The following is a 21602-nucleotide window of genomic DNA, read 5'->3' on the forward strand; positions in this document are numbered from 1 at the left end:
GGATCTATTGGATTAACTCATGGGAAAATAGGAAACGGAGCTGCACGCCGATCAGGTCATGTGTTCCTTATAGAGGAATTTGCCGAAGTCCACTACCCGCTCCAGGGGGGTATTGTCGAAAATATCGAAGATGGTATTGACGGATTTTTCAATGGCCACATCGGTTTTTTCAAAGCCGGGCGAGTCGTCCTTCATCCAGAAACGGAGCAGGAAAAGCATCTGAACCCACGCCCCTTCCGAAAACAGTCCCGGCTGATGGCGGGTAACTTTGGTCTGCTTTTCCTCATTAGCCGCCTCGATCAGGCTTTTTGCATAACCCCGTACCTTTTTTCTCAATTCCCCCAACTGGGCCAGTTGGCGCGACGGTTGGGAATCGGAACCCAGAGCAAACAGCACGTACGACCCGTTGAGCCCGAGCAATTCAAAAAACGTGTAGAAGAAACTCAGGATTTTTTCCCGGTTGGTATACCCGTTGTAATTTTTGTCCTTCTCAATCCGCTCAATGGTCTGGTCGAAGAATTCCGTCCATACCTGACGCCTGACCGCATCGAGGGAACCAAATTCCCCGTAAAACTGCTCTTCCCCGATTCCCAGTTCTTTACAGAATTTATATACCGAAGTGGGAAAGTGCTCCGTCTCCAGGACGGCGGTCATGTAGCCTGAAAAAATTTGTTGGCGGAGGGTTGGTGAATTCTTCTTTTTAGAAGCGCTCATGTCGTTATTTTTTGTTTATACAAATTTAGTTTTTAAAAAACATTAATACTGTTAATGGAACGGTAAATCCACCGTTAATATGCGAATTTCACCCAGTGGCCCGCCAGCCTGTTTGCAGTTACCCGCCAGCCTGATTACAGTTACCCGCCAGCCCAACAGCAATGGCCCGCGATCCCATCCATTGAGTTCACTCCACCCATTCTACAGGGGCAGACAGCAGGATTGCAATAAAAACAAAAGCGCGCCCCCACAATGGGAAGCGCGCTTTTCAAACAACCTAACCAATTAATAAACAAACTGATTACTGAGTCAAAATGCTTCTTCATAGCAAGTTTGAAAGCAATCGTTACAAATATACTTATGTTTATTTATTATCATTATTAATTCAACATAAATATTTGTTAAATATGCAGCGGCAGGAAGTTGCCCATACGTGTCAGTTTGTCACCCGCGGCGGCATTGGTATTTTTTTTGACATGTACCAGGCAAAAACTGATACCATGGCAACAGGCAAGATCAATGTTTCCGTAGACAACATTTTTCCGCTCATCAAGAAATTCCTTTACAGCGATCACGAAATCTTCCTCCGCGAGTTGATTTCGAACGCGACGGATGCCACCCTGAAACTCAAGCACCTCACTTCCATCGGGGAGGCCGAAGTGGAATACGGCAACCCGCTTATTGAGGTAAAAATCGACAAAGAAGGCAAGAAACTGCACATCATCGACCAGGGGATCGGGATGAGCGAGGAAGAAGTGAAAAAATACATTAACGAGGTGGCCTTCTCAGGAGCCGAGGAATTCCTGGACAAATACAAGGATGCCGGGAAGGATGCGGGGATCATCGGCCACTTTGGCCTGGGCTTCTATTCCTCTTTTATGGTTGCCAAAAAAGTGGAGATCCTCACCAAAAGCTTCCGGGAAGACACCCCGGCTGTCCATTGGACGTGTGAAGGCAACCCGGAATTCACTATAAAGGAAGCCGAGAAATCCGACAGGGGTACCGAAATCATCCTGCACCTTGCGGAGGATTCCCTGGAATTCCTGGAGGAAGGCCGCATCCGCGAGCTGCTTACCAAATACAATAAGTTCATGCCTATCCCGATTAAATTCGGGACGCGTACGGAGACCCTCCCAAAGCCCGAAGGGGCTAAGGAGGACGATCCGGCACCCACCCGGGAGGTAGACAATATCATCAACAACCCGAACCCGGCGTGGACGCAGAAACCCACGGACCTGGAGGAGAAGGATTACAAGTCCTTTTACCGGGAGCTCTATCCGATGCAGTTTGAAGAGCCCCTCTTCCACATCCACCTGAATGTGGATTACCCCTTCAACCTGACCGGCATCCTGTACTTCCCGAAACTCACCGGGGACATCAACCTGCAGAAAGACCGGATCCAGCTTTACCAAAACCAGGTTTTTGTCACGGATAATGTCGAGGGAATCGTTCCGGAATTTTTGACCATGCTGCGCGGAGTTATCGATTCCCCGGATATCCCGCTGAACGTCTCCCGTTCCTACCTGCAGGCCGACGGAGCTGTTAAGAAAATTTCCTCCTATATTTCCCGGAAGGTCGCCGACAAACTCACCGCACTCTTCAAGGACGACCGGGAAGCCTACCAGGAAAAGTGGAACGACATCAAGATCGTCATTGAATACGGCATGCTGTCGGACGAGAAATTCTTTGAGAAGGCGGATGCTTTTGCGCTCTACCCCACCGTAGACGGGGAATACTTCACCTTTGAGGAACTCATCGACAAAATTGAGGCCCAGCAGACCGACAAAGACGGCAAGCGGGTTCTGTTGTACGCTTCCGACAGGGAGGCACAGCACGCCTACATCGATACGGCAAGGGCAAAGGGATACCAGGTATTGCTGCTGGACAGCCCGATTGTCCCCCACCTGATGCAGAAACTCGAAACAACCAAGGAAAATCTGTCATTTGCCCGGGTAGACGCCGACCATATCGACAAATTGATCCGGAAGGAAGAAGATGCGGTGTCCAAGTTGTCGGAGGACGAGCAGGAAACCCTCAAGGGCCAGCTGGAAAAGGCCCTGGGCGAAAAAAGCTCCTACACGGTCCAACTGGAGGCCATGGACAGCGACCAGGCTCCGTTTGTGATCACCGAGCCCGAGTTCATGCGTCGGATGAAGGAAATGCAACAGACCGGGGGCGGGATGCTCGGAATGGGGAACATGCCGGAGCTCTACAACCTGGTGGTCAATACAAACCACCCGCTCGTCGGCGAGATCCTCAACACGAAAACCGATAAGAAGCGCAGCCGGCTGATTGCCCAATCCCTGGACCTGGCCCGGCTGTCCAAGGGACTGCTCAAAGGGGAGGAGCTCACGGCCTTTATACGCCGGAGCTACGACATGGTGAAATAGGTCGTATCTTTCGGCCATGGCGTATACCTGGCACTACTATTTGATGGCCGGCATGTACCTGTTTGCCGGCCTGGCCCATTGGATCTTTCCCAGGGTATACGGCAAAATCCTGCCCCCCTGGATCCCGTGGAAGCGTTTTACGGTCTGGGCCAGCGGGCTGCTGGAGGTCCTGCTGGGGATTGCGCTGTTCTTTCCCGTATTCAAAGACTGGGCACTTTACGGAATCATCGGGATGCTTTTCCTGTTCCTGCCAGTTCACGTTCATATGTTGCAGGACCCCCGGGCAGCGGGCGGTTTGCCGCGCTGGCTGCTCTGGCTGCGCCTGCCGCTACAGGCGGGTTTGATGGCGTGGGCCTATGCCTATCTGGGCTGAGAATCCGGCCTCAGTTATACAGGCGGTTTTCGAAGTAGCGCTTTATCCAGGCCAGCTGGCAGCACGCAAAAACCAGGAGGAAAATGGCTCCGTAGACATAGGTCACCGGCACATCCGGGAATTGCATGGCCGGCAGTTGCAGGGCGGCCGTCCGGTCTGCAAGGGTCTCCAGAAGCCGCGGGCGGACCAGTTCCCCCGGCGGCACGCTTACCCCCAGGACCACCAGTACGAGGGCGGCAGCGGCTATGCCCAGCCAGGCGCGCCTGCCGATCAGGGGGCTCGTCGGAGGGAGTACCTTTTCCGCGCGGACGCGGTCCATCACGGAACCCGTGAATCCTTCCGGGGCCCGCTCCATAGCAGACTCCCTGAGGATCTTCCTGTAATACGCATCTTGTTTTTTATCGTCCATATTCCCTGAGTATTTGGTAACCGGCCGAAGCCGAAATCAAGTCGCGCAGCCTTTCTCTGGCCCGAAACAACCGGACCTTCACCGTCCCGGCGCGGATTCCCGTTATGGCTGCTATTTCCCGAAGGGATTGTTCCTGCAGGTAAAACAAACTGATGAGCAACCGGTCGTCTTCGGGCAATTCCTCCAGGGCCCTGAGGATCAGGTCGCGGCGCTCCCGATCCATCAGGCGCGACCAGGTATCTTCCAGATCGCAAAGCGGCCTGCCTTCCGGCAACTCATCCGTCCGGTAGGACCTGTGCCGTTTTTCCCGTGCCGCAACATCCAGGATGCGATGATAGGCGATGGTGTACAGCCAGGTTGAGAAACGGGCCGATCCCCGGTAACCGGACAACGACTGGTACGCCTTGACAAATATATCCTGGGCGGTTTCCTCGGCCACCTCCCTGTCCCGGAGCATCCGTACGGCCAGGGTAAAGACCATGTGGCTGTAGCGGTCTACGAGAACTTCATAAGCGCGGTCCTCCCCGTCCAGTACCCGGGCAATCAAATCCCTGTCCGAAAGTTGTTGGTTCATCTACCCCGTTTGACGCCCGGAAGGCCCTCCGGGTTACAGAATTTTCGATATATCTGTAACCTGCCGGCAACCGAACCCGTCCTATGGGGTGTATATCAATCAAAAATCTAAAATTCATATCACATGGGAGGAGAAATTATCGTATTTGTCTGTTTGTTTTCAGTTGTATTCGGGATTGCCTATCTCTACTTTTCCACGCGGAACAAGGAGCGGATGGCACTGATCGAAAAAGGTGCGGATGCCAGTATTTTTGTCAAGGGCAAACTGCATGCGCAACCCATCTGGAAAACCCTTATCCTGAACCTGGCCCTGTTGTTAATGGGTATCGGTGCGGGGGTAATGATTGGCGGGATTTTGGCCCAAATGGGAGGTGTGGACGACGACATCGCCATGCCGGGTTCCATCTTCCTGCTGGCGGGAACCGGTCTGTTGATCGGTTTTTTTATCACCAAGAAAATGGACGAAAAGGATTGAGGCCGGACAAATATCCGGCACATGCCATACATCAGGCCGCCCGCTTTCGGGCGGCCTTTTTTTTTGGGCGCGGTCTGGCCCGTTTCGGCGAATACCCGGAAATGGCTAAATTGGTATATGGAAATTATCAGTACGAATACGGGGAAGCCCACAACCTTCCGATGGAAGGGAAAGGATGTAGTTACCGGGATTTATAAATCGCCCCAGCCGGATGGCATCTACCTGGACCGGGAGGGCGTACGCAACGACTATATCGGAAACCCGAAAGTCCACGGGGGATCCTACAAAGCATTTTACATGTTCGCCGCCAGCGAATACCCCTACTGGCAACGGCAATTTCATCGACCCGAATGGGGGTATGGGCTGTTCGGGGAAAACCTCAGCGTAGACGGACTGGACGAATCCGCATTGCGCATGGGTGCCGTATACCGCCTCGGGGAAGCCGTCATCCGCATCACCACCCCGAGGGAACCCTGTTACAAGCTGGGCGTGCGATTCGGGGACCAGGGAATCATCGACCGGTTTATTAAAAGGGGACGCCCGGGGGCTTACGGCCAGGTCATCGAACCCGGGCGGGTCCGGCCCGGGGACCGGATGTCCTTGCAGGAAGCCCGGGGAGAAAGCCCGGATATCGCCTCGTTCTTCAAAATGATTTATGCGGGTGAAAAAGATCCTCAAATCCTGGCAGGGGCACTGGATACGGATATCCTCCCCGAGAAAATGCGAAAACAACTCCGGCGTTGGCAGCGCCTGGGTTAACGGGACCCGATGGGAAATGGCTGCTGCCCGAAATGTCGGGTAGCAGAAACAGGTGGGCCATAAAAAGCCTGGGGCTCGTATGGCATTGCCCAGGATTAAGGCGCAGCCCACAAACAGAAAGAGGGAACACAAGTGCTCCCTCTTCCCGGAATTAAACAAACTAAACTAAACATCCATTACCTGACAACTTTCAGGGATTCTGAATACGTTCTATCTCCTGCCTTTACCTCGACTTCTACTTTGTAGGTGCCGGCTTCGGCGGTTTCAAAGTTGAAGGCCTTTTCGACCACCGGGGAGTCCTTGAAACGCTCAATGTAGAGCAGGCGACCTTCCTGGTCAAAGACTTTAACCACTACGGTGTTTCCTTCGAGGTTGAGGTAATTGAGATATACTTTTTCGCCCTGCTTCCGCATATACGGGTCGGCGTCGGCGATTTTTTCGAGTTTACCGGCCACCGGCTTTACGGGATTAACCGATGCCGTGGCTACTGTTGTGCCGGCCAGCATTACGAAGGCGGCTGCGATGTTGATCCAATTTTTTTTCATAACTGGTTGTTTTTTGAATTACACAAGGCAAATCTACGGTGGAAGGCGTGCCCACACTACTACGTGATTATCCAGTTTATGTGCTATATTGACCCGGTTTTGTGTTAATTAATTGTAAAATGATAATATTGCACATGTTTTGGGTAATTTTGCATAGTCCAAGGGGAAATTCCCTACGTATCTTAGGTATAGATTAAATGGATATGCTGAAACTCAAACCAGCTTTTGAAGCGATCGAGCCCGACTTCGGGCAGTCGTTTACCTACCAGAAGTTCGATGCGCTGAAACCGAACAAGAACCTGGTCTGGCATTACCACCCGGAAATTGAACTAGTCTATGTAAACGGGGGAAACGGAAAGCGGCAGATTGGCAGCCATGTATCCTATTACACCCAGGGCGACCTGATCCTGATAGGGTCCAACCTCCCGCATTGCGGGTTTACCGATGCCTGCACGGGTAATACCAGCGAATCGGTGGTTCAGATGAAAACCGACTTTTTGGGCTCCGATTTTTTTTCTATCCCGGAAATGCGGAACATCCGGCAGCTTTTTGAGAAAGCCAAAGGGGGCATTGCCTTTACGGGGAGCGCGAAAAAGAAAATCGGCGAGAAGATTGAAATCCTGGAATACAAATCCGATTTCCAGCGGTTGCTGGCCATCCTGAATATCCTCAATGAGTTGGGCAGCACCTCGGAATACCAGATCCTCAATGCGGAACACCTTTCGGTGGAAACCCAGAGCAAGGAAAACGAACGGATCAATTCCATCTTCAATTTTGTGAAGGAGAATTACCGGGAACCCATTTCACTGGAAGAGATGGCCGACCTCACCCACATGACCGTCCCCTCTTTCTGCCGCTATTTCAAAAAGGTGACCAACAAGACCTTTGTGCAATTTGTCAATGAATACCGGATGGTGCACGCCTCCAACCTGCTCTCCGAAAATGAAATGTCGATTACCGAAATCTGTTTTGAAAGCGGTTTCAACAATTTTTCACATTTCAACAAGTCGTTTAAGGCCTTTACCGGCATGAGTCCCTCGGAATACCGGAACCAGCTCAAATCGGTCATGCGATGAACCCCTCCCGGGAAGACCTGGAAAACCTGCCGGACGCTACCCTGAGGTACCAACCGGGCTTCCTGCTCCCAAAAGAAGCCGAATCCCTGTTTGGCGAGATTAAAAGCCAAACCCCCTGGCGGCAGGATACCATCCGGCTCTTTGGGAAAACCTTCCAACAACCCCGCCTCACGGCCCTGTACGGTAAAAACGGACAGGCCTATACCTATAGCGGTATCCTGATGGAGCCCCTGCCGTTTACGCCCCTGCTGGAGGATTTGCTCCATCGGGTTTCTATTGCGGCCGGGGAAAAATTCACGACCTGCCTGCTGAACCTGTACCGGGATGGTTCGGACAGCAACGGCTGGCACGCGGACGACGAACCCGAACTGGGGAACAACCCGGTAATCGCCTCGCTCTCCCTGGGTGCATCCCGTAAATTTCATCTGAAGCACCGGCGCATTAAATCCCAGCGCGTCCGAATGAACCTGGAGTCCGGCAGCCTGCTCCTGATGGCCGGCACCACGCAGCACCACTGGTTGCACCAGGTACCCAAGACCAAACGCCCGGTTGGCCCCCGTATTAACCTCACATTCCGCAGGCTGGGGTAACCCATTAACCGTATATATCATTCAGGACGGCTGCCAGGCGCAAACCGCCCAGGAGCAGTTGGCGCTCCACGCTATCCCACCAGAGGTAGCGATAGCGGTAATAGAGTTTTTCCCCGTTTTCGACGGATGCGTAAACCCGGTTGGCCAGGGACTGGGATTGTCCGGCCCACTCCAGGACCGATCCGGACTGGATAACCCGGATTTCCCTGCGCGTCGCTGGCGGGAGGGTTTCGGCCAGCTCCGTGTAGCTCATCCCGTAATCCTCGATCATATCGGAATCCCAGAGCCGGTGCAGGTTTGTCCCTTTGTCAAAATACTGGAGTTGGATGTCGTTGCCTCCCCGGTCTTCCGGCCGGCCCACATGCATGGGCTGGTGCAGGTCGCCAACCAGGTGCACGAGCAGCTTCAGGTAAAATACCTGCTGGTCCCTGGGGCTGGCAGGGTCCTTCAAAACCCGGATGCAGTGTTCAATTCCCTGAAGGATGTCCCCATCCGGATTGGGGGTGATTTCCCCATAGGGCGTCTCAGGAGGGAGGTTTACGTAATGCCAGGGGCTGAAGGAGCGATAGGTGGTATCCGATTTAATATCGTCCCCGAAGGTGGATACCTTGGCCAGGCTTTCGCCCTCCAACAGCCTGGATACCGCCTTGCGGGCCCGGCGGGAAAGGTGCGCCTCGGCTACCTCCCCGATAGCCCGGTGGCCGGTCCGGCCCCAATCGGGCAGGTCGGCGGCGGTTAAGAGGGGAAACAGGCACAGGAACAGGATGGTCTTTTTCATATGGAATCGTAATAGGTTCAAAAGTAGGAATTCGGGAATTAAGGAATTGTTAATTTGAAGGCCCAATCCCAGGGATTGTCTGAAATTCGTACCGTGAAAAAGTTGATACGCGCATTCCGATCCGTCCGCCCGCCCTGGTTCCGATACCTGCTGGCAAGCCTGCTGACGGGGGTCGTGCTGATGGCCCTTTTCATCGGTTCGGTCTACGCGGGCCTGTGGGGGCGGCTGCCCGGGAAATCCGAATTGCGCGACATCCGACACGACCGGGCTTCCGAAGTGTATGCGGCCGACAGTTCCTTAATCGGGAAATACTACCTGGCCGACCGCCAGCCCATTGCCGTGGATGATATTCCCGATTGTGTTCTGGAAGCCCTGGTCGCCATTGAAGATGAGCGGTTCTACCGGCATTCCGGCATCGATTACCCCAGCCTGCTGCGCGTATTTTTTAAAACGCTGCTGATGGGGGATAGCGGCGCAGGCGGGGGAAGCACCCTGAGCCAACAGTTGGCCAAAAACCTCTATCCGCGGTCCGGGGGCGGCGGCCCGGGCCTGGTTGTGGATAAGCTGAAGGAAATGTTTACCGCCCGCCGACTTGAACGCATATACAGCAAAAAGGAAATCCTCGGCCTTTACCTCAACACCGTTTCTTTTGGCGATAACAGTTTCGGGATCGAAAGCGCCTCCCAAAAGTTTTTTGGCGTCCCCGCGGAAGAACTCCGGACCGAGGAAGCCGCCACCCTGATCGGCATGCTCAAGGCAACCCATTCCTACAACCCGCGGCTATTCCCGGAACGGAGCCTGGAGCGAAGAAACCTCGTTTTGGATGCCATGGCCCGCAATGAGTACCTGGAACGCGAAAGGGCGGACAGCCTGCAGGCCCTGCCCCTGGAACTCGATTACAACCCGTATTCCGCAAACGAGGGCATGGCTCCCTATTTCAGGGAAACCGTGAGGCGGGAAGTGGCCAATTGGCTGAAGGATCGTCCCGGGGCGGACTCCGCCCTGAACCTCTACACCTCCGGCCTGCGGATCTATACGACACTGAATCCGGGGATGCAGCGATTGGCCGAGTCTAGCATGCGGGAGCATATGCAATCCCTGCAAGCCGATTTTGAGGAGGCCTACGGAAATCGCGCGCCCTGGAAAAACAATCGCAAATTCATCGACCGGTATATCCGCCAATCGCCTCCCTACAGGAAACTGGCATCTTCCGGTTTGGGACACGAAGATATACTGGATTCCCTCGGGCAAAAGCGACCCATGGTTCTGGCCGATTGGGGTGGTGAAACTGAAACCGAGGCAAGTACCCTGGACAGCCTGATGCATTATGCCCGATTTCTAAATACCGGTTCCCTGGCCATCGACTCCCGGAGCGGGGCCGTCCTGAGTTGGATCGGGGGGATCAATTTCAAATATTTCAAGTACGACCATATCTCACAGAGCCGCCGGCAGGTGGGATCCACATTTAAGCCCATAGTGTATACAGCCGCCCTGGAATCCGGGATCGACCCCTGCCAGCACTTTTCGGCCCGGGAGGTCCGCTATGAAAACCTGGAAGACTGGACGCCGTCCAATTCCGGGGACAAGGACGAAGCCTACCTGAATTATTCCATGCAGGCGGCATTGCAAAATTCCGTGAATACCGTAGCGGTAAAAGTCCTCGAGCAAACCGGTATCCCCCAGGTGGTTGCCCAGGCCCGGGCCATGGGAATCGACGCACCCCTCCCCGAGAAACCCTCACTGGCCCTGGGTACGGGATCCATCGGCATCCCGGAATTGGCCGGGGCGTATGCGAGTTTTGTAAACCAATCCAGGCCGGTTACCCCTTACCTGATTGAGCGGATCACGGACCGGGAGGGCAATGTACTCTATCGGCACGAGCCCGAAAAAGACCTGCAGCCGGCCTATTCGGAGCGCACCCGGCAGCTGATGCTGGAAATGCTCCAGGCCGTCGTGGATGGAGGAACAGCTTCCAGAATCCGAAGCACATATGGCCTCCGCGGGGATATTGCGGGAAAAACGGGGACCACCCAAAACAACAAGGATGCCTGGTTTGCAGCCATTACCCCCCGCATGGTACATGTGAGCTGGGTGGGGTTGGAGTCGCATGAAATCGGATTCCCCAATACGCGCATCGGGCAGGGAGCCAATGCAGCCCTCCCTTTGTTTGCGCAATGGTACGGAGAACTCGCACGCGACCCGGATTTGCGCGAATGGACCACGCAACGGTTCGGGGACCCCTCCACGGAAGTAGCCGGGTTGCTGGATTGCGAGCCGGTTAAACGTGACGGGTTCTTCAAACGCCTATTCACCAACCCGGACAAGGCGAAAACCCGAAAATTCAAGGATAATAACGGCAATTAGAGGGGCGCGTTTACCCGCAATCCCAATACCTGAGTGTGGCTCCCCGGATTCCTTAAGGAAAATATAATATAGTGTTAATGCCACACCATATCCCTGCAATCCTTTTTAAATTAGCCCGCAACTGACCGATAACCGACAACCATGCGAATACTTTGCCTGTTGGCAAGCCTCTTTTATTTTTTGGGAGCTGTTTCACAGGACCACACCCAGAAATCCTTTACCGTAAAATACATCACGGAAACGATCGTCCCGGACGGAATTCTGGACGAACCTATTTGGGAGGAAGCGGAAAGTGCGGCCAATTTTTGGGAATATTTCCCCATAGACAGCATCCAGGCGCGCAAACAGTCGGAGATCAAGATGTTGTACGATGAAACGAACCTGTATATAGGTATCACCGTTTATACCGAAGGGAAGAATTATGCCATCCAATCCCTTAAAAGGGATTTTCGAGCCGGCAATTCCGACAATATCACGCTGCTTTTCGACACCTTCAACGACGGGAATAATGCGTTTCTTTTCGGCACGAATCCCTACGGTGTCCGCAGGGAGGGCCTCGTCTCGGGAGGGGGCCTGGACCTGAGCGGATTTACCATTTCCTGGGATGTCAAGTGGCGGGGTGAATCCCGGATCTATGAGGATTACTACACCTCCGAGCTCGTCATCCCCCTGACTTCCTTTAAATTCCGGGAGGGTGAAAATCGATGGCGTTTCAACAGCTATCGGTTTGACACCCAGTCCAACGAAAGCAGTACCTGGGTCCGGATCCCCCAGAACCAGAATATCTTCGGGTTGACTTTTATGGGGGATATGATCTTTGAGAAACCGCTCGGTCGTTCCCGTACACCCCTGGCCCTGATCCCCTATGTGAATACGAGTTGGTCGAATGACCGGGAGAACAGTATCGAGGACACTTCCTTTAAGGTGGGCGGTGACGCCAAGGTATCTGTCGGGAACAGCATGAACCTGGATATAACCTTAAACCCGGACTTTTCCCAGGTGGAGGTGGATGACCAGGTAACCAACCTGACGCGCTTTGAGGTGTCCCTGCCTGAAAAGCGCCAGTTTTTCATCGACAACAACGACTTGTTTGCCAGTTTCGGAGATTCCCGGGATGCAAACCCCTTCTTCTCGCGCCGTATCGGGATTGCCCAGGATACCGCAGGCAATACGATTGAGAATTCCATCATTGCCGGGGCCCGGCTCAGCGGGAAACTCACCAACGATCTGCGCCTGGGCTTCTTCAGCATCCAAACCGAGGAAGATGCGGGGAACGAGATTGCGGGAAACAACAACAGCATGCTGGCCCTGCAGCACCTGGTTTTTTCGCGTTCCAATATCGGCATGTTCTTTATCAACCGGCAGAGCACGGGGGACCCGGATTTCCTCGCTGAAGAAAATCGCTATAACCGCGTTGCAGGCATCGATTACAACCTGATTTCTGCCGACAATGTTTGGAGCGGGCAGTACTACCTGCATAAATCCTTCAGCCCGGGGGTTGAGGGCAGGGATTGGTCGGCCGGGGCAAGTATGCGTTACAATTCCCGGAATTACAGCGGATCTACCAAATGGGTTTACATAGGCGAAAACTTCGATTCCGACCTGGGATTTGTGCGCCGCACGGACATCGTCAAGGGGCTGGCCAGTTTTAACCGGGCCTTCTGGCCGGAGGACAGTTTTATCAACACACACAGTTTTGGAGTGACCCCGGTATTTATCTGGCGCCCCACCCAGGACTACCAGAATACGGATTACAGCATCTTCTCCCAGTGGGAAGCCCGATTCCGGAACCGGGAGCGGCTGCAGCTCCAATGGTCCAACCGCTATACCTATTTGTTCGACTCCTTTGACCCGACGGGTTCCGAGGACGGTCTGGAACTACCGGCGGATACCGAGTACCACTACAACAGTTTCCAGGTGGAATACCAATCGGACGCCCGCCGGATCCTGGCCTACGGGGTGGAGACCACTGTCGGCGACTTTTACAATGGAGAGCGCTTTTCCGTGGAAGGGAACCTGGCGCTGCGCATCCAGCCCAAGGCATTTATCTCCATGCAGTTGAATTACGACAAAATCACATTGCCCGACCCCTACCCCAGTGCGGATATCTGGCTGATTGCCCCGCGGTTTGAACTGACTTTTTCCAAGTCCCTGTTTTTATCCACCCTGGTGCAATACAGCAACCAACGCGACAATTTCGGCGTAAATGCCCGGCTGCAATGGCGCTTTGCACCCCTTTCCGACCTGTTCCTGGTATACACGGACAACTATTACGTAGACCGGTTCAGCCCCCGGTTCCGGTCGGTCAACCTGAAGTTTACCTACTGGTTGAATATCTGAAAGCGCGCTCTGGGGAAATTCGATTATCTTTTGGCCCAAACCGAAATAACCGACCATGGAGGAACCCCTGATTACTGACGACACCATCGTTTTTGGACTGCTGGCACTGTGCCTCGGCTTCGTATTCTATACCTCCGGACGCCAACAGGGTTTCTGGAAGAAGTTTTACAATTTCATCCCCGGGATCCTGTTGTGCTACCTGCTACCCGCGGTTTTTTCCAGCCTTGGGATCATCTCCGGCGACCACTCCCGCCTGTATTTTATGGCGAGCCGGTACCTGTTGCCGGCAGCCCTGGTCCTGATGACCCTGAGTATCGACCTCAAGGCGATTCGAAACCTGGGGCCCAAAGCGTTGATCATGTTCCTGACCGGGACCGTTGGGATTGTCGTCGGTGGCCCGCTGGCCATCCTGATCGTTTCTGCCGTTTCACCGGAAACGGTTGGCGGCGCGGGGTTTGACGCTGTCTGGCGGGGCCTGGCGACCATCGCCGGAAGCTGGATCGGGGGCGGGGCCAACCAGGCAGCCATGCTCGAGATATTCCAGTTCAACCCGGACCGGTTTGGGGAAATGGTCCTGGTGGATATTTTAGGTGCCAACCTGTGGATGGCCATCCTCCTGCTGGGCGTTGGCAAAAACCGCAGGATCGACCGGTGGCTCCGGGCAGATGCCTCCTCTATAGAGACCCTGAAAGTCAAAGTCACCGAATTCGCCGAACGCATCACCCGCGTACCCAGCCTGAACGATTACATGATCCTCCTGTTTATGGCCTTTACGGCCGTGGGCCTCGCCCACTGGGCCGGGGGCTATATAAGCCAGGCCCTGAGCGAAGGCTGGGAATGGGTCAGCGACCCGACGAGTTTCCTCTCCTTCCTGGGCGGGGAGTTTTTCTGGATGATTGTCCTGGCTACCGTCATCGGGATAGGGCTTTCTTTTACCCCTGCCAAAAACTACGAAGGGGCGGGTGCCAGTAAGATCGGCGGGGTTTTTATCTATATCCTCGTAGCGACCATCGGAATGCAGATGGACCTGAGCCGGATCCTCGAAAACCCGGGATTGCTGTTATTGGGCCTCATCTGGATCGGATTTCACGCCGGCCTGCTGATCCTGGTAGCCAAATTGATAAGGGCGCCATTCTTTTTCCTGGCCGTAGGCAGTCAGGCCAATGTGGGCGGTGCCGCTTCGGCACCTGTCGTCGCTGCCGAATTCCACCCCTCCCTGAGTTCTGTAGGGGTGCTGCTGGCCGTTCTCGGATACGTAGTCGGCACCGGCGGCGCCCTGCTTTGCGCCTACCTGATGGAAGTGGCTGCTCCGGTTACCGGTTGAATTTCCTCTGTACCCGGGTTTCCGCAATTTCGTCAGAACTGCCTCCCCGGCTGATGGCAGACCGCCAGGCCCGAATCCTGAGCCGCCGGCCCGAATCCTGTCTGCACTACCTGCATCCGCTTCCGGGTTTGTAAAAAAAATGGCATATTTGCCCCGCTAATCTTCAAGGATGAAAAAATTGGTTTTGGCAGCGGTTGCCGCTGTTGCACTCGCGGGTTGCGGAGGGGATGATACCGCCGGGAATCTCACGGTAGAAGGAAATGTCCGGGGTCTGAAAAAAGGAGTACTCTACCTTCAGCAGGTGGCAGACACCTCCCTGGTGACGCTGGACTCGGTGGTGGTCAAAGGCAATGGGGAATTCCGATTGACCAGCCCGGTGGACGGAGCCGATATTTTCTATCTCTACCTGGACAAGGCAGACAACAACCAACTCAATGACCGCATCGTATTTTTTGCAGAACCGGGTACTATCCGGATCGATACGGAATGGGATGCGTTTGAATCGGAAGCCGCAATCTCTGGTTCGGCGGCCAATGAGAAGTTTGCAGAGTACCGCAAAATCCAGTCGCGCTACCACGTACAACAGCTCGAATTGGCCCGTGCCATGGGCGAATTGCAGCAGCCACAGGATAGTGCGGCCCTGGATTCCCTGGACCGGGTGGGGCAGCGACTCACGCTACGCTCCTACCTCTATGCCCTGAACTTTGCCCTGAACAATACGGATTCCCACCTGGCCCCGTTTGTGGCCATTACAGAAGTATCCGATGCCAACCCGAAATACCTGGATTCCATATACCAGGCCCTAAGCCCGGCGGTGGCCGAGTCCAAATACGGCAAGCAGTTAAAGGAATTACTCAGCGAGCAGCGTTCCCAGGCAGAAAACCCGGATTAATCAGGCGAGCTCGTTGACCCGGTCTACCAATTCGGCAGCTTCTTTCTCAAGGGTTTGACGCACCCCTTTCAAATGCTTTTTCCGGTTTTCAACATCCTTGTTGTTGACCTCCGCAATGAGCGAGTCGAAGGTCGCTATCGCCTTGTCAATGATCTCGGATCCTTCCTTGGACCCCTCCTTATTACTGCTGCGCTCCGCAATGTAAACGGCCTCTATAATGCCGCCCAATACGCTGTTGATATCTTTTTTGAGGTCCCGTATAGTAGCCATGATGGTAAGTTTCTTTCAAAAATACAATTTCCCCGCATACCCGCGGGAACCTTTTTCAGGCTGTCACTTGCAGTAATTCGCACCCGTTGGTCACCAACCGGGCCTTGTGAACGGCTGCCGGCAGCATCAGCGTCTCCCCGGCACGGAATTCTTCGGCTACCCCACCTGCAACCAGGGTGGCTGTACCAGACAGACACATAAAAACCGTAAATGACTTCCCGTCAAATTGCAAATCCCTGTCCCGGTCCAGTTTCAGGTAATCCGTGTTGAAATAAGGACTGCGGGCCAAGCTGTTTGACGTATTCGGCTGCCTGGAATAATCCAGGACAAAATCGTCACGGCGCCGGTAGTCGATGGCATCGAGGGCGAGGTCCGTGTGGAGTTCCCGCAACTTCCCCTGCGCATCCCGGCGGTTGAAATCGTAAACCCGATAAGTAACATCCGAACTCTGCTGGATCTCCGCCAACAGGATACCCCCGCCAATTGCATGGATCTTCCCGCTATTGATAAAGAATGCATCCCCCGTGGATACCGACTGATAGTGCAGCAGGTCCGTCAGTGTACCTCCTACCAGGGCTTGCTGGTAGCGCTCCCGGGATACATCCTCCCTGAAGCCGACAATGAGCTCGGCGCCCGGGTCGGCATCCAGGATATACCACATCTCCGTTTTGCCAAAACTGTTGTGGCGGGTCCGGGCCAGTTCGTCCCCGGGATGCAACTGGATGGAAAGGTCCAGCCGGGCATCGATAAATTTAATCAGGATCGGAAATTCCTCCCCAAAACGTTCCAGGACCTCATTCCCCAGAACTTCCCCGGGGAATTCCCCGATGAGTTCCGGCAGGGTTTTGCCAGCATACGGTCCGTTAACAAGGGTTGTGGCGTCTCCCGGCACTCCGGATAATTCCCAACTTTCCCCCACCGTGTCTCCATCGGCTTCCTTTTCCAGTACCGTTCGCAGTTTATTGCCACCCCAAAGGCGCTCTTTGAAAATGGGTTGGAATTTTAATGGATACAGTTCCATAAATATCGTGTTGACAAACGGATTATTCAGCGCCCTTGTAGGAAACGAAGTTTCTCGGGGTTTCATACAGGGTGATTTCCAGGTCACATGCAGCGGGGATGTGGGGCCGGAGTTTATCCCAGATTACCACTGCAATATTCTCGGCTGTCGGGTTGAGTTCCCTAAACTCAGGGACCTCCTCATTGAGGTTTTTATGGTCCAGGGCGTCCTCCACTTTATCCCGGATGAGAACTTTGAGCTCTGCCATATCCACAACAAAACCGGTTTCCGGATCAATCGGACCCGTAACACTGACAATCAACTCGTAATTGTGGCCGTGGTACAGCGGATTGCTGCATTTTCCGAATACCTCCCGGTTCCGGGCGTCGTCCCAATCCGGCCGGTAAAGCCTGTGAGCCGCGTTGAAATGTGCTTTTCTGCTAACGGTTACTCGCATCACTTGAGGTTGTGCGTCATCACGTAGTTGTGAAAGCGTTCAAATATAATCTTAAACCATGCGGTATAGGCTCCCGGGTTCGCCTCCAGGTCTTCGCGAATCTCTTCCAGCCCCATCCATTTCCAGTCGGCTACCTCATCCGGATTGATGTTGGGCTCGCCCTCGAAATGACCCAGCAGGACATGGTCCAGTTCGTGCTCCGTAAGGCCGTTGTCGAAAGGGGCTTTATAGATAAAAGAAAAAAGGTCCTGCAAGTCTGTTTGAAAACCCATTTCCTCTTCCAACCGCCGCTTGCCAGCCTGGATGTTGGTCTCCCCTACTCTTTGGTGGCTGCAACAGGTGTTAGTCCAGAGGCCCGGGGAATGGTACTTGTGGGCGGCGCGCTGTTGTAACATGGTCTCCCCTTTGTGGTTCAGTACGAAAACCGAAAATGCCCTGTGCAACCGGGCTTTTTCATGAGCCTCCATTTTGGGCATGGTCCCGAGGACTTGGTCTTGTTCGTTGACAAGGATTACTTGTTCTTCCATAACAGCCCAAAAATACGGTCTTTGATGTAGTTTCGGGTTAAGGGGATCATAAAATGTGGAATGGGGCCCCCATCCACCCGAAATAAAATTATACGTATCGCCTGCAAAGAACAAGCGGGCACCTGGAAATCAGAAGAATCGCGGAGACTTGATATTGCCAACCATTCGCAGGAAGTCATAGCGGAGGATCACTTCAAATGAGCCATCGTTGAATGCGGCGCTACCCAACTCGGTAATTTCCCTGTCATAGGCCACCCCGATGAGGAAGGAGGGGGAAATATTGAAGCCTACCATGCCGCTGAAGGCGGCATCCCAACGGTATGCTGCGCCGAAAATAAACTTTTCGTTGTACATGAAATTGGCCGACACGTCCACCTGCAGGGGTGCCCCAAGGGTCGCTTTGGTCAGGATACTCGGTTTGAATTTCCAAAGCGGGTCGAAGTCCCAGACATAGCCCGTGATCATATAAAAGTTCATCTGTTCTTTTGCGGTGGACAGTGAGGATTCGTCAAAGTGGCTGGTCTCCAGGAACCGCGGCACCGACAACCCGGCATAGAAATGCTCGGTATGGTAATAAATACCGGCGCCGATATTCGGGGAAAGCCGGTTCTGGATATCGGACTGCAACTGGGCATCCGGGTAATTCGGGTCGGAATTGAGTTCGGAAAAACGGATGTCCAGCATGTGGACGCTGGCCTTTAATCCAAAGCTCAGGCGCTGCTCCGGCCCCACCTGAAGTGTATAGGAAAAATCCCCGTCAAAAGCAGTCTCCGAGGTAGGTCCGATCTGGTCGTTGACAATCGACAGGCCCATCCCCACGCCTCGGTACCCTACCGGAGTATGCAGGTTGAAGGTCTGCGTCTTCGGGGCGCCATCCAGGCCAACCCACTGCGACCTGTAGAGTGCTGCAATACTCAGGTTGCCGCGCGACCCGGCATAACCCGGGTTGATGGAAACCGTATTGTACATATACTGGGTATATTGTGCATCCTGCTGTCCTTGTACCGACGCTTCAATACAGAGGAGAATAACCATAGTTATGGCCACCCGGCCGAGGCGAATGATTGGTAAGAGGTTATTCTGTCCCATGCAATTATCGGTTTAAGTAAAGGTATCCGGTCCGGGTGCGCATCACCCCATTCTCATCCTCAAAATCCAGTATATAGAAATAGGTTCCCACCGGTAATTTGTTGTCCTGGGCAATCGTGGCCCGGCCCTGTGAAGTGCCGTCAAAAACGTTGCCCTGCGTATCGTAGGCCCGTGTGGTGAACACCAGTACGCCCCAGCGGTTGTAGATCCGGATCGTGTTATTCGGGAAATCCTGGATCCCCGCAATTGTCAGGTAATCGTGTGCGCCATCCCCGTTGGGGGTAACCACATTGAAAACCTCCAGGTCTTCGGCAGAGCTATTGGGCTCCAGGTAGTCCGGGATACCGTCCCCGTCCATATCGTCGTTGTAGAAGATGCCGTCGCCGTTGGCGTCCTCGCCCGCGGTGAGGATCTGGTCGCCGTCATCGTCCGTATCCCGGTAATCGAGCTCCCCGTCCCCGTCGGTATCGGGCCAGTCGTTGATGGGGTCGTCCTTGCCGTCGTTGACGTTGATATCAATGGCCGTTGTCCCTTCGAATCCGTCGTCCAGGCCGTCCCCGTCTTTGTCGGACCCCACAATTACAGTCTCCGCAAATCCATCCATGTCGATGTCGTTCGCCTCAACGCTGTCGGGTACCCCGTCGTTGTCGCTGTCGCTGTCCACGTAATCCGGTATGCCGTCCCCATCGGTATCTTCAGGGACAATCCCCACGGCCCCGCCGTTTTCATAAACGTCATCCAGCCCGTTCATATTGGCGTCCGTACCTCCCGGGGGAATGTAGCCGGCTGTGGACTGCCCTTCGATATTATCCGGCACGCCGTCGTCATCGCTATCAATATCCAGGTAATCCGGGACTCCATCCCCGTCCGTATCCGTCGGGTTGGTGGCCGGGTTGCCATCGCCGTCCAGATCCAGGTCTTCAAAGCTATCCACGATACCGTCGTTATCCGCATCGATATCAAGCCCAACGGCATTCACCAGAACCGTCACAGTGGCGGTGCTGCAATTTCCCAGGGCATCGCAAAGGGTATAGGTAAAGCTGTCCGAGCCGGTAAATCCGGGATCAGGCGTGTAGGTCACCGTATCATCCGAAGGATCCCCGGGCGTGCCGCCGTCATCCAACGCGAGCGTGCCATTGGCAGGCGCCGTGGTGGTCAGGGACCCGGAGGTGGGTATGTCGTTATCGTTTGCCAGGATATCGGCAATTGTTGCCTCATTTTCATTGGTGGCAATCGCATCATCAAAGGCGTCGACAATCGGGTTGACCGTTACGGTAACCGTTGCCGTACTGCAATCCCCGGATGTGTTGCAAACTGTATAATCAAAAGAATCCGTCCCGTTGAAATCAGGATCCGGGGTGTAGGTGAGGATATCATCTGTAGGATCGTTCGGGGTGCCGTTCTGGTCGATAGTCACCGTGCCGCCAGCCGGATCCGTAGCTGTCAGGGAGCCGTCCTGGGGGAGGCTGCTGTCGTTGGCGTATATCGGGATATTCAATGCCACATCCTCGTCGGTAATAGCCGTGTCGTCCACCAGCACAGCGGCCTGCTGCATACAAACAACCGTGAATTCCGGTAGCGGTGAACTCACGCCGGCTTTTATGACCGAAGCCGTATAGTTCCGGACGGTCTGGTCGGCTATAACCATGGGGCGAAGGGGGTCTCCGCCCACAGCCGGACTCCAGGTCACCGTCGCACCACCGCTTACATTTGCGGAGATATCAAGCGTGACTTCATTGTCCGGGCTATTGCAATCTGTAAGTATAAAATATCCGGTTGCGTTCGAGCCGCAAAGCGTTCCGTCATAGGTGGCGAAATAAACACCCGGCTGGGTTGCCTCGTAAAAAAAATCCGTACTCAGGACGGTGCTCGTATCCGATGCCTCGTACCAGCGGTAATTCGATTCATCTCCCGCATTGGGGGCCTGCAACAGGAACTGCCCATGCAGTTGGGATATACCCGCGAACAGGAACAGGCCAACAGAGAGGATTGCGGTATGAAGCAACTTGAGTTTCAAGATTCGGGCTGGGTTGTTGGTTGCTACTTAACTACAAAGACCACGTTGATCAGTGCGTTATAATCTGCAGGTTGTCCGATGATATCGTATGTGAGTACCCCATTGGCATCGATACTCATATTGTCGAATACTGTGGGGTCTGCATACGTCACATAATAATACAGTTCATTGGCCGCATAGGTGGGCAGGGCTGCAGGTGCACCGGCACTGGCTACAGCCGGTGTGCCGAATTGGGCAACGTATTGGGCATACAGGTCTTCGGTAAAACCGGTGCCATTTGCCGATGCATCGATTGCGATGGACGGCGGGTAGAAAATCCGGGCAGCCTTCGAGGTAATCGGCGCAATGGCATTAATGACTTCCTGTACAGTTGTTTCGTTGGTTGGCGAAGATTCTCCGCCTTCATCCACGTCAATCGGTGTCCTGAGCGGGACTTCGTCGTCGTACTGGTCGTCTGTGTTGTCCAGCAGGGAGGAAAGGTCCACTACCTCGTTGGTCCCATTCTCAATCCCGATGGTCAGGTCCGTGCCGCTCAGGCCCGAACCGCTGATGTTCTGATCGTCCGTGGAGACAAATCCTGAGAGGTCCACGCTGTTGCCGTCTTCGATGGAGAGCGTGTTGCCCGCCAGGGTCAGGTTCT

Annotated in this window: 22 protein-coding genes; 10 read left to right on the forward strand and 12 right to left on the reverse strand. The window is 54.2% G+C overall.

The window, feature by feature from the left end; translation table 11 throughout:
* Window positions 1–51: 51 nt before the first annotated feature.
* A complete protein-coding gene (locus AC3DKS_RS09490) occupies window positions 52–714 on the reverse strand; it encodes a TetR/AcrR family transcriptional regulator (RefSeq protein ID WP_272607680.1) in 663 nt (220 codons plus the stop codon).
* A 500-nt stretch (window positions 715–1214) separates the two neighbouring features.
* Here AC3DKS_RS09490 and htpG point away from each other — a divergent pair, with 500 nt between their 5' ends.
* Together htpG and AC3DKS_RS09500 are read left to right on the forward strand one after the other, a co-directional pair.
* On the forward strand, window positions 1215–3104 hold the full coding sequence (gene htpG, locus AC3DKS_RS09495; protein ID WP_041327903.1) for a molecular chaperone HtpG: 1890 nt from the start codon (window positions 1215–1217) through the stop codon (window positions 3102–3104).
* A gap of 16 nt (window positions 3105–3120) precedes the next feature.
* Window positions 3121–3477 carry a DoxX family protein gene (locus AC3DKS_RS09500; protein WP_015755581.1) on the forward strand — a complete coding sequence of 119 codons (357 nt, stop codon included), beginning with the start codon at window positions 3121–3123 and terminating at the stop codon, window positions 3475–3477.
* Window positions 3478–3487: 10 nt separating this feature from the next.
* Here AC3DKS_RS09500 and AC3DKS_RS09505 read toward each other — a convergent pair whose 3' ends face one another.
* Complete coding sequence (locus AC3DKS_RS09505; RefSeq protein ID WP_015755582.1) at window positions 3488–3886, reverse strand: hypothetical protein; 399 nt, start codon at window positions 3884–3886, stop codon at window positions 3488–3490.
* Entirely contained in the window at window positions 3876–4460 is a 585-nt protein-coding gene (locus AC3DKS_RS09510) for an RNA polymerase sigma factor (protein ID WP_272607679.1), read from the reverse strand. Before AC3DKS_RS09510 ends, AC3DKS_RS09505 begins: the two co-directional genes overlap by 11 nt.
* A 123-nt stretch (window positions 4461–4583) precedes the next feature.
* Between AC3DKS_RS09510 and AC3DKS_RS09515 the strand changes: the two genes are divergently transcribed.
* A complete protein-coding gene (locus tag AC3DKS_RS09515; RefSeq protein WP_015755584.1) occupies window positions 4584–4934 on the forward strand; it encodes a DUF6249 domain-containing protein in 351 nt (116 codons plus the stop codon).
* 117 nt (window positions 4935–5051) lie between these two features.
* Window positions 5052–5693: an MOSC domain-containing protein gene (locus AC3DKS_RS09520; RefSeq protein ID WP_041327905.1), complete on the forward strand. Its 642-nt coding sequence runs from the start codon at window positions 5052–5054 to the stop codon at window positions 5691–5693.
* A 176-nt stretch (window positions 5694–5869) separates the two neighbouring features.
* Here the strand turns inward: AC3DKS_RS09520 and AC3DKS_RS09525 are convergent, their stop codons facing one another.
* Window positions 5870–6238, reverse strand: coding sequence for a hypothetical protein (locus AC3DKS_RS09525; RefSeq protein WP_015755586.1), 369 nt, complete (start codon window positions 6236–6238; stop codon window positions 5870–5872).
* A gap of 203 nt (window positions 6239–6441) precedes the next feature.
* On the opposite strand from AC3DKS_RS09525, the gene AC3DKS_RS09530 reads away from it, so the two are divergent.
* The gene (locus AC3DKS_RS09530; RefSeq protein ID WP_041327907.1) at window positions 6442–7314 is read left to right on the forward strand and encodes an AraC family transcriptional regulator; all 873 of its coding nucleotides are present in this window, start codon (window positions 6442–6444) and stop codon (window positions 7312–7314) included.
* Entirely contained in the window at window positions 7311–7904 is a 594-nt protein-coding gene (locus tag AC3DKS_RS09535; RefSeq protein ID WP_015755588.1) for an alpha-ketoglutarate-dependent dioxygenase AlkB family protein, read from the forward strand. Before AC3DKS_RS09530 ends, AC3DKS_RS09535 begins: the two co-directional genes overlap by 4 nt.
* A 4-nt stretch (window positions 7905–7908) precedes the next feature.
* Here the strand turns inward: AC3DKS_RS09535 and AC3DKS_RS09540 are convergent, their stop codons facing one another.
* Window positions 7909–8682: a S1/P1 nuclease gene (locus AC3DKS_RS09540; protein ID WP_015755589.1), complete on the reverse strand. Its 774-nt coding sequence runs from the start codon at window positions 8680–8682 to the stop codon at window positions 7909–7911.
* A 93-nt stretch (window positions 8683–8775) separates the two neighbouring features.
* On the opposite strand from AC3DKS_RS09540, the gene AC3DKS_RS09545 reads away from it, so the two are divergent.
* The 4 genes from AC3DKS_RS09545 to AC3DKS_RS09560 all read left to right on the forward strand — a co-directional run bounded on the left by AC3DKS_RS09545 (window position 8776) and on the right by AC3DKS_RS09560 (window position 15602).
* Window positions 8776–11046: a transglycosylase domain-containing protein gene (locus tag AC3DKS_RS09545; RefSeq protein WP_272607676.1), complete on the forward strand. Its 2271-nt coding sequence runs from the start codon at window positions 8776–8778 to the stop codon at window positions 11044–11046.
* A 141-nt stretch (window positions 11047–11187) separates the two neighbouring features.
* Window positions 11188–13386 carry a carbohydrate binding family 9 domain-containing protein gene (locus AC3DKS_RS09550; protein ID WP_272607674.1) on the forward strand — a complete coding sequence of 733 codons (2199 nt, stop codon included), beginning with the start codon at window positions 11188–11190 and terminating at the stop codon, window positions 13384–13386.
* Between the two features lie 55 nt (window positions 13387–13441).
* Entirely contained in the window at window positions 13442–14710 is a 1269-nt protein-coding gene (locus AC3DKS_RS09555) for a DUF819 family protein (RefSeq protein WP_272607673.1), read from the forward strand.
* Between the two features lie 169 nt (window positions 14711–14879).
* Window positions 14880–15602 carry a DUF4369 domain-containing protein gene (locus tag AC3DKS_RS09560; protein ID WP_015755594.1) on the forward strand — a complete coding sequence of 241 codons (723 nt, stop codon included), beginning with the start codon at window positions 14880–14882 and terminating at the stop codon, window positions 15600–15602.
* On the opposite strand, the gene AC3DKS_RS09565 is transcribed toward AC3DKS_RS09560, so the two are convergent.
* The 7 genes from AC3DKS_RS09565 to AC3DKS_RS09595 all read right to left on the reverse strand — a co-directional run.
* On the reverse strand, window positions 15603–15872 hold the full coding sequence (locus AC3DKS_RS09565) for a hypothetical protein (protein WP_015755595.1): 270 nt from the start codon (window positions 15870–15872) through the stop codon (window positions 15603–15605).
* Between the two features lie 55 nt (window positions 15873–15927).
* Window positions 15928–16887, reverse strand: a complete 960-nt coding sequence (locus AC3DKS_RS09570; RefSeq protein ID WP_272607881.1) for a type I phosphomannose isomerase catalytic subunit — start codon at window positions 16885–16887, stop codon at window positions 15928–15930.
* A gap of 28 nt (window positions 16888–16915) precedes the next feature.
* On the reverse strand, window positions 16916–17329 hold the full coding sequence (locus AC3DKS_RS09575; RefSeq protein ID WP_272607672.1) for a 6-pyruvoyl trahydropterin synthase family protein: 414 nt from the start codon (window positions 17327–17329) through the stop codon (window positions 16916–16918).
* Entirely contained in the window at window positions 17329–17856 is a 528-nt protein-coding gene (idi, locus tag AC3DKS_RS09580; RefSeq protein ID WP_272607670.1) for an isopentenyl-diphosphate Delta-isomerase, read from the reverse strand. Before idi ends, AC3DKS_RS09575 begins: the two co-directional genes overlap by 1 nt.
* Before the next feature lie 129 nt (window positions 17857–17985).
* Complete coding sequence (locus AC3DKS_RS09585) at window positions 17986–18891, reverse strand: PorP/SprF family type IX secretion system membrane protein (RefSeq protein WP_430930923.1); 906 nt, start codon at window positions 18889–18891, stop codon at window positions 17986–17988.
* Between the two features lie 58 nt (window positions 18892–18949).
* Window positions 18950–20962, reverse strand: coding sequence for an Ig-like domain-containing protein (locus AC3DKS_RS09590; protein ID WP_272607668.1), 2013 nt, complete (start codon window positions 20960–20962; stop codon window positions 18950–18952).
* A 23-nt stretch (window positions 20963–20985) separates the two neighbouring features.
* A partial coding sequence (locus AC3DKS_RS09595; protein ID WP_488072718.1) for a hypothetical protein occupies window positions 20986–21602 on the reverse strand: 617 nt, incomplete at its 5' end.

It is taken from the genome of Robiginitalea sp., from assembly GCF_982776155.1.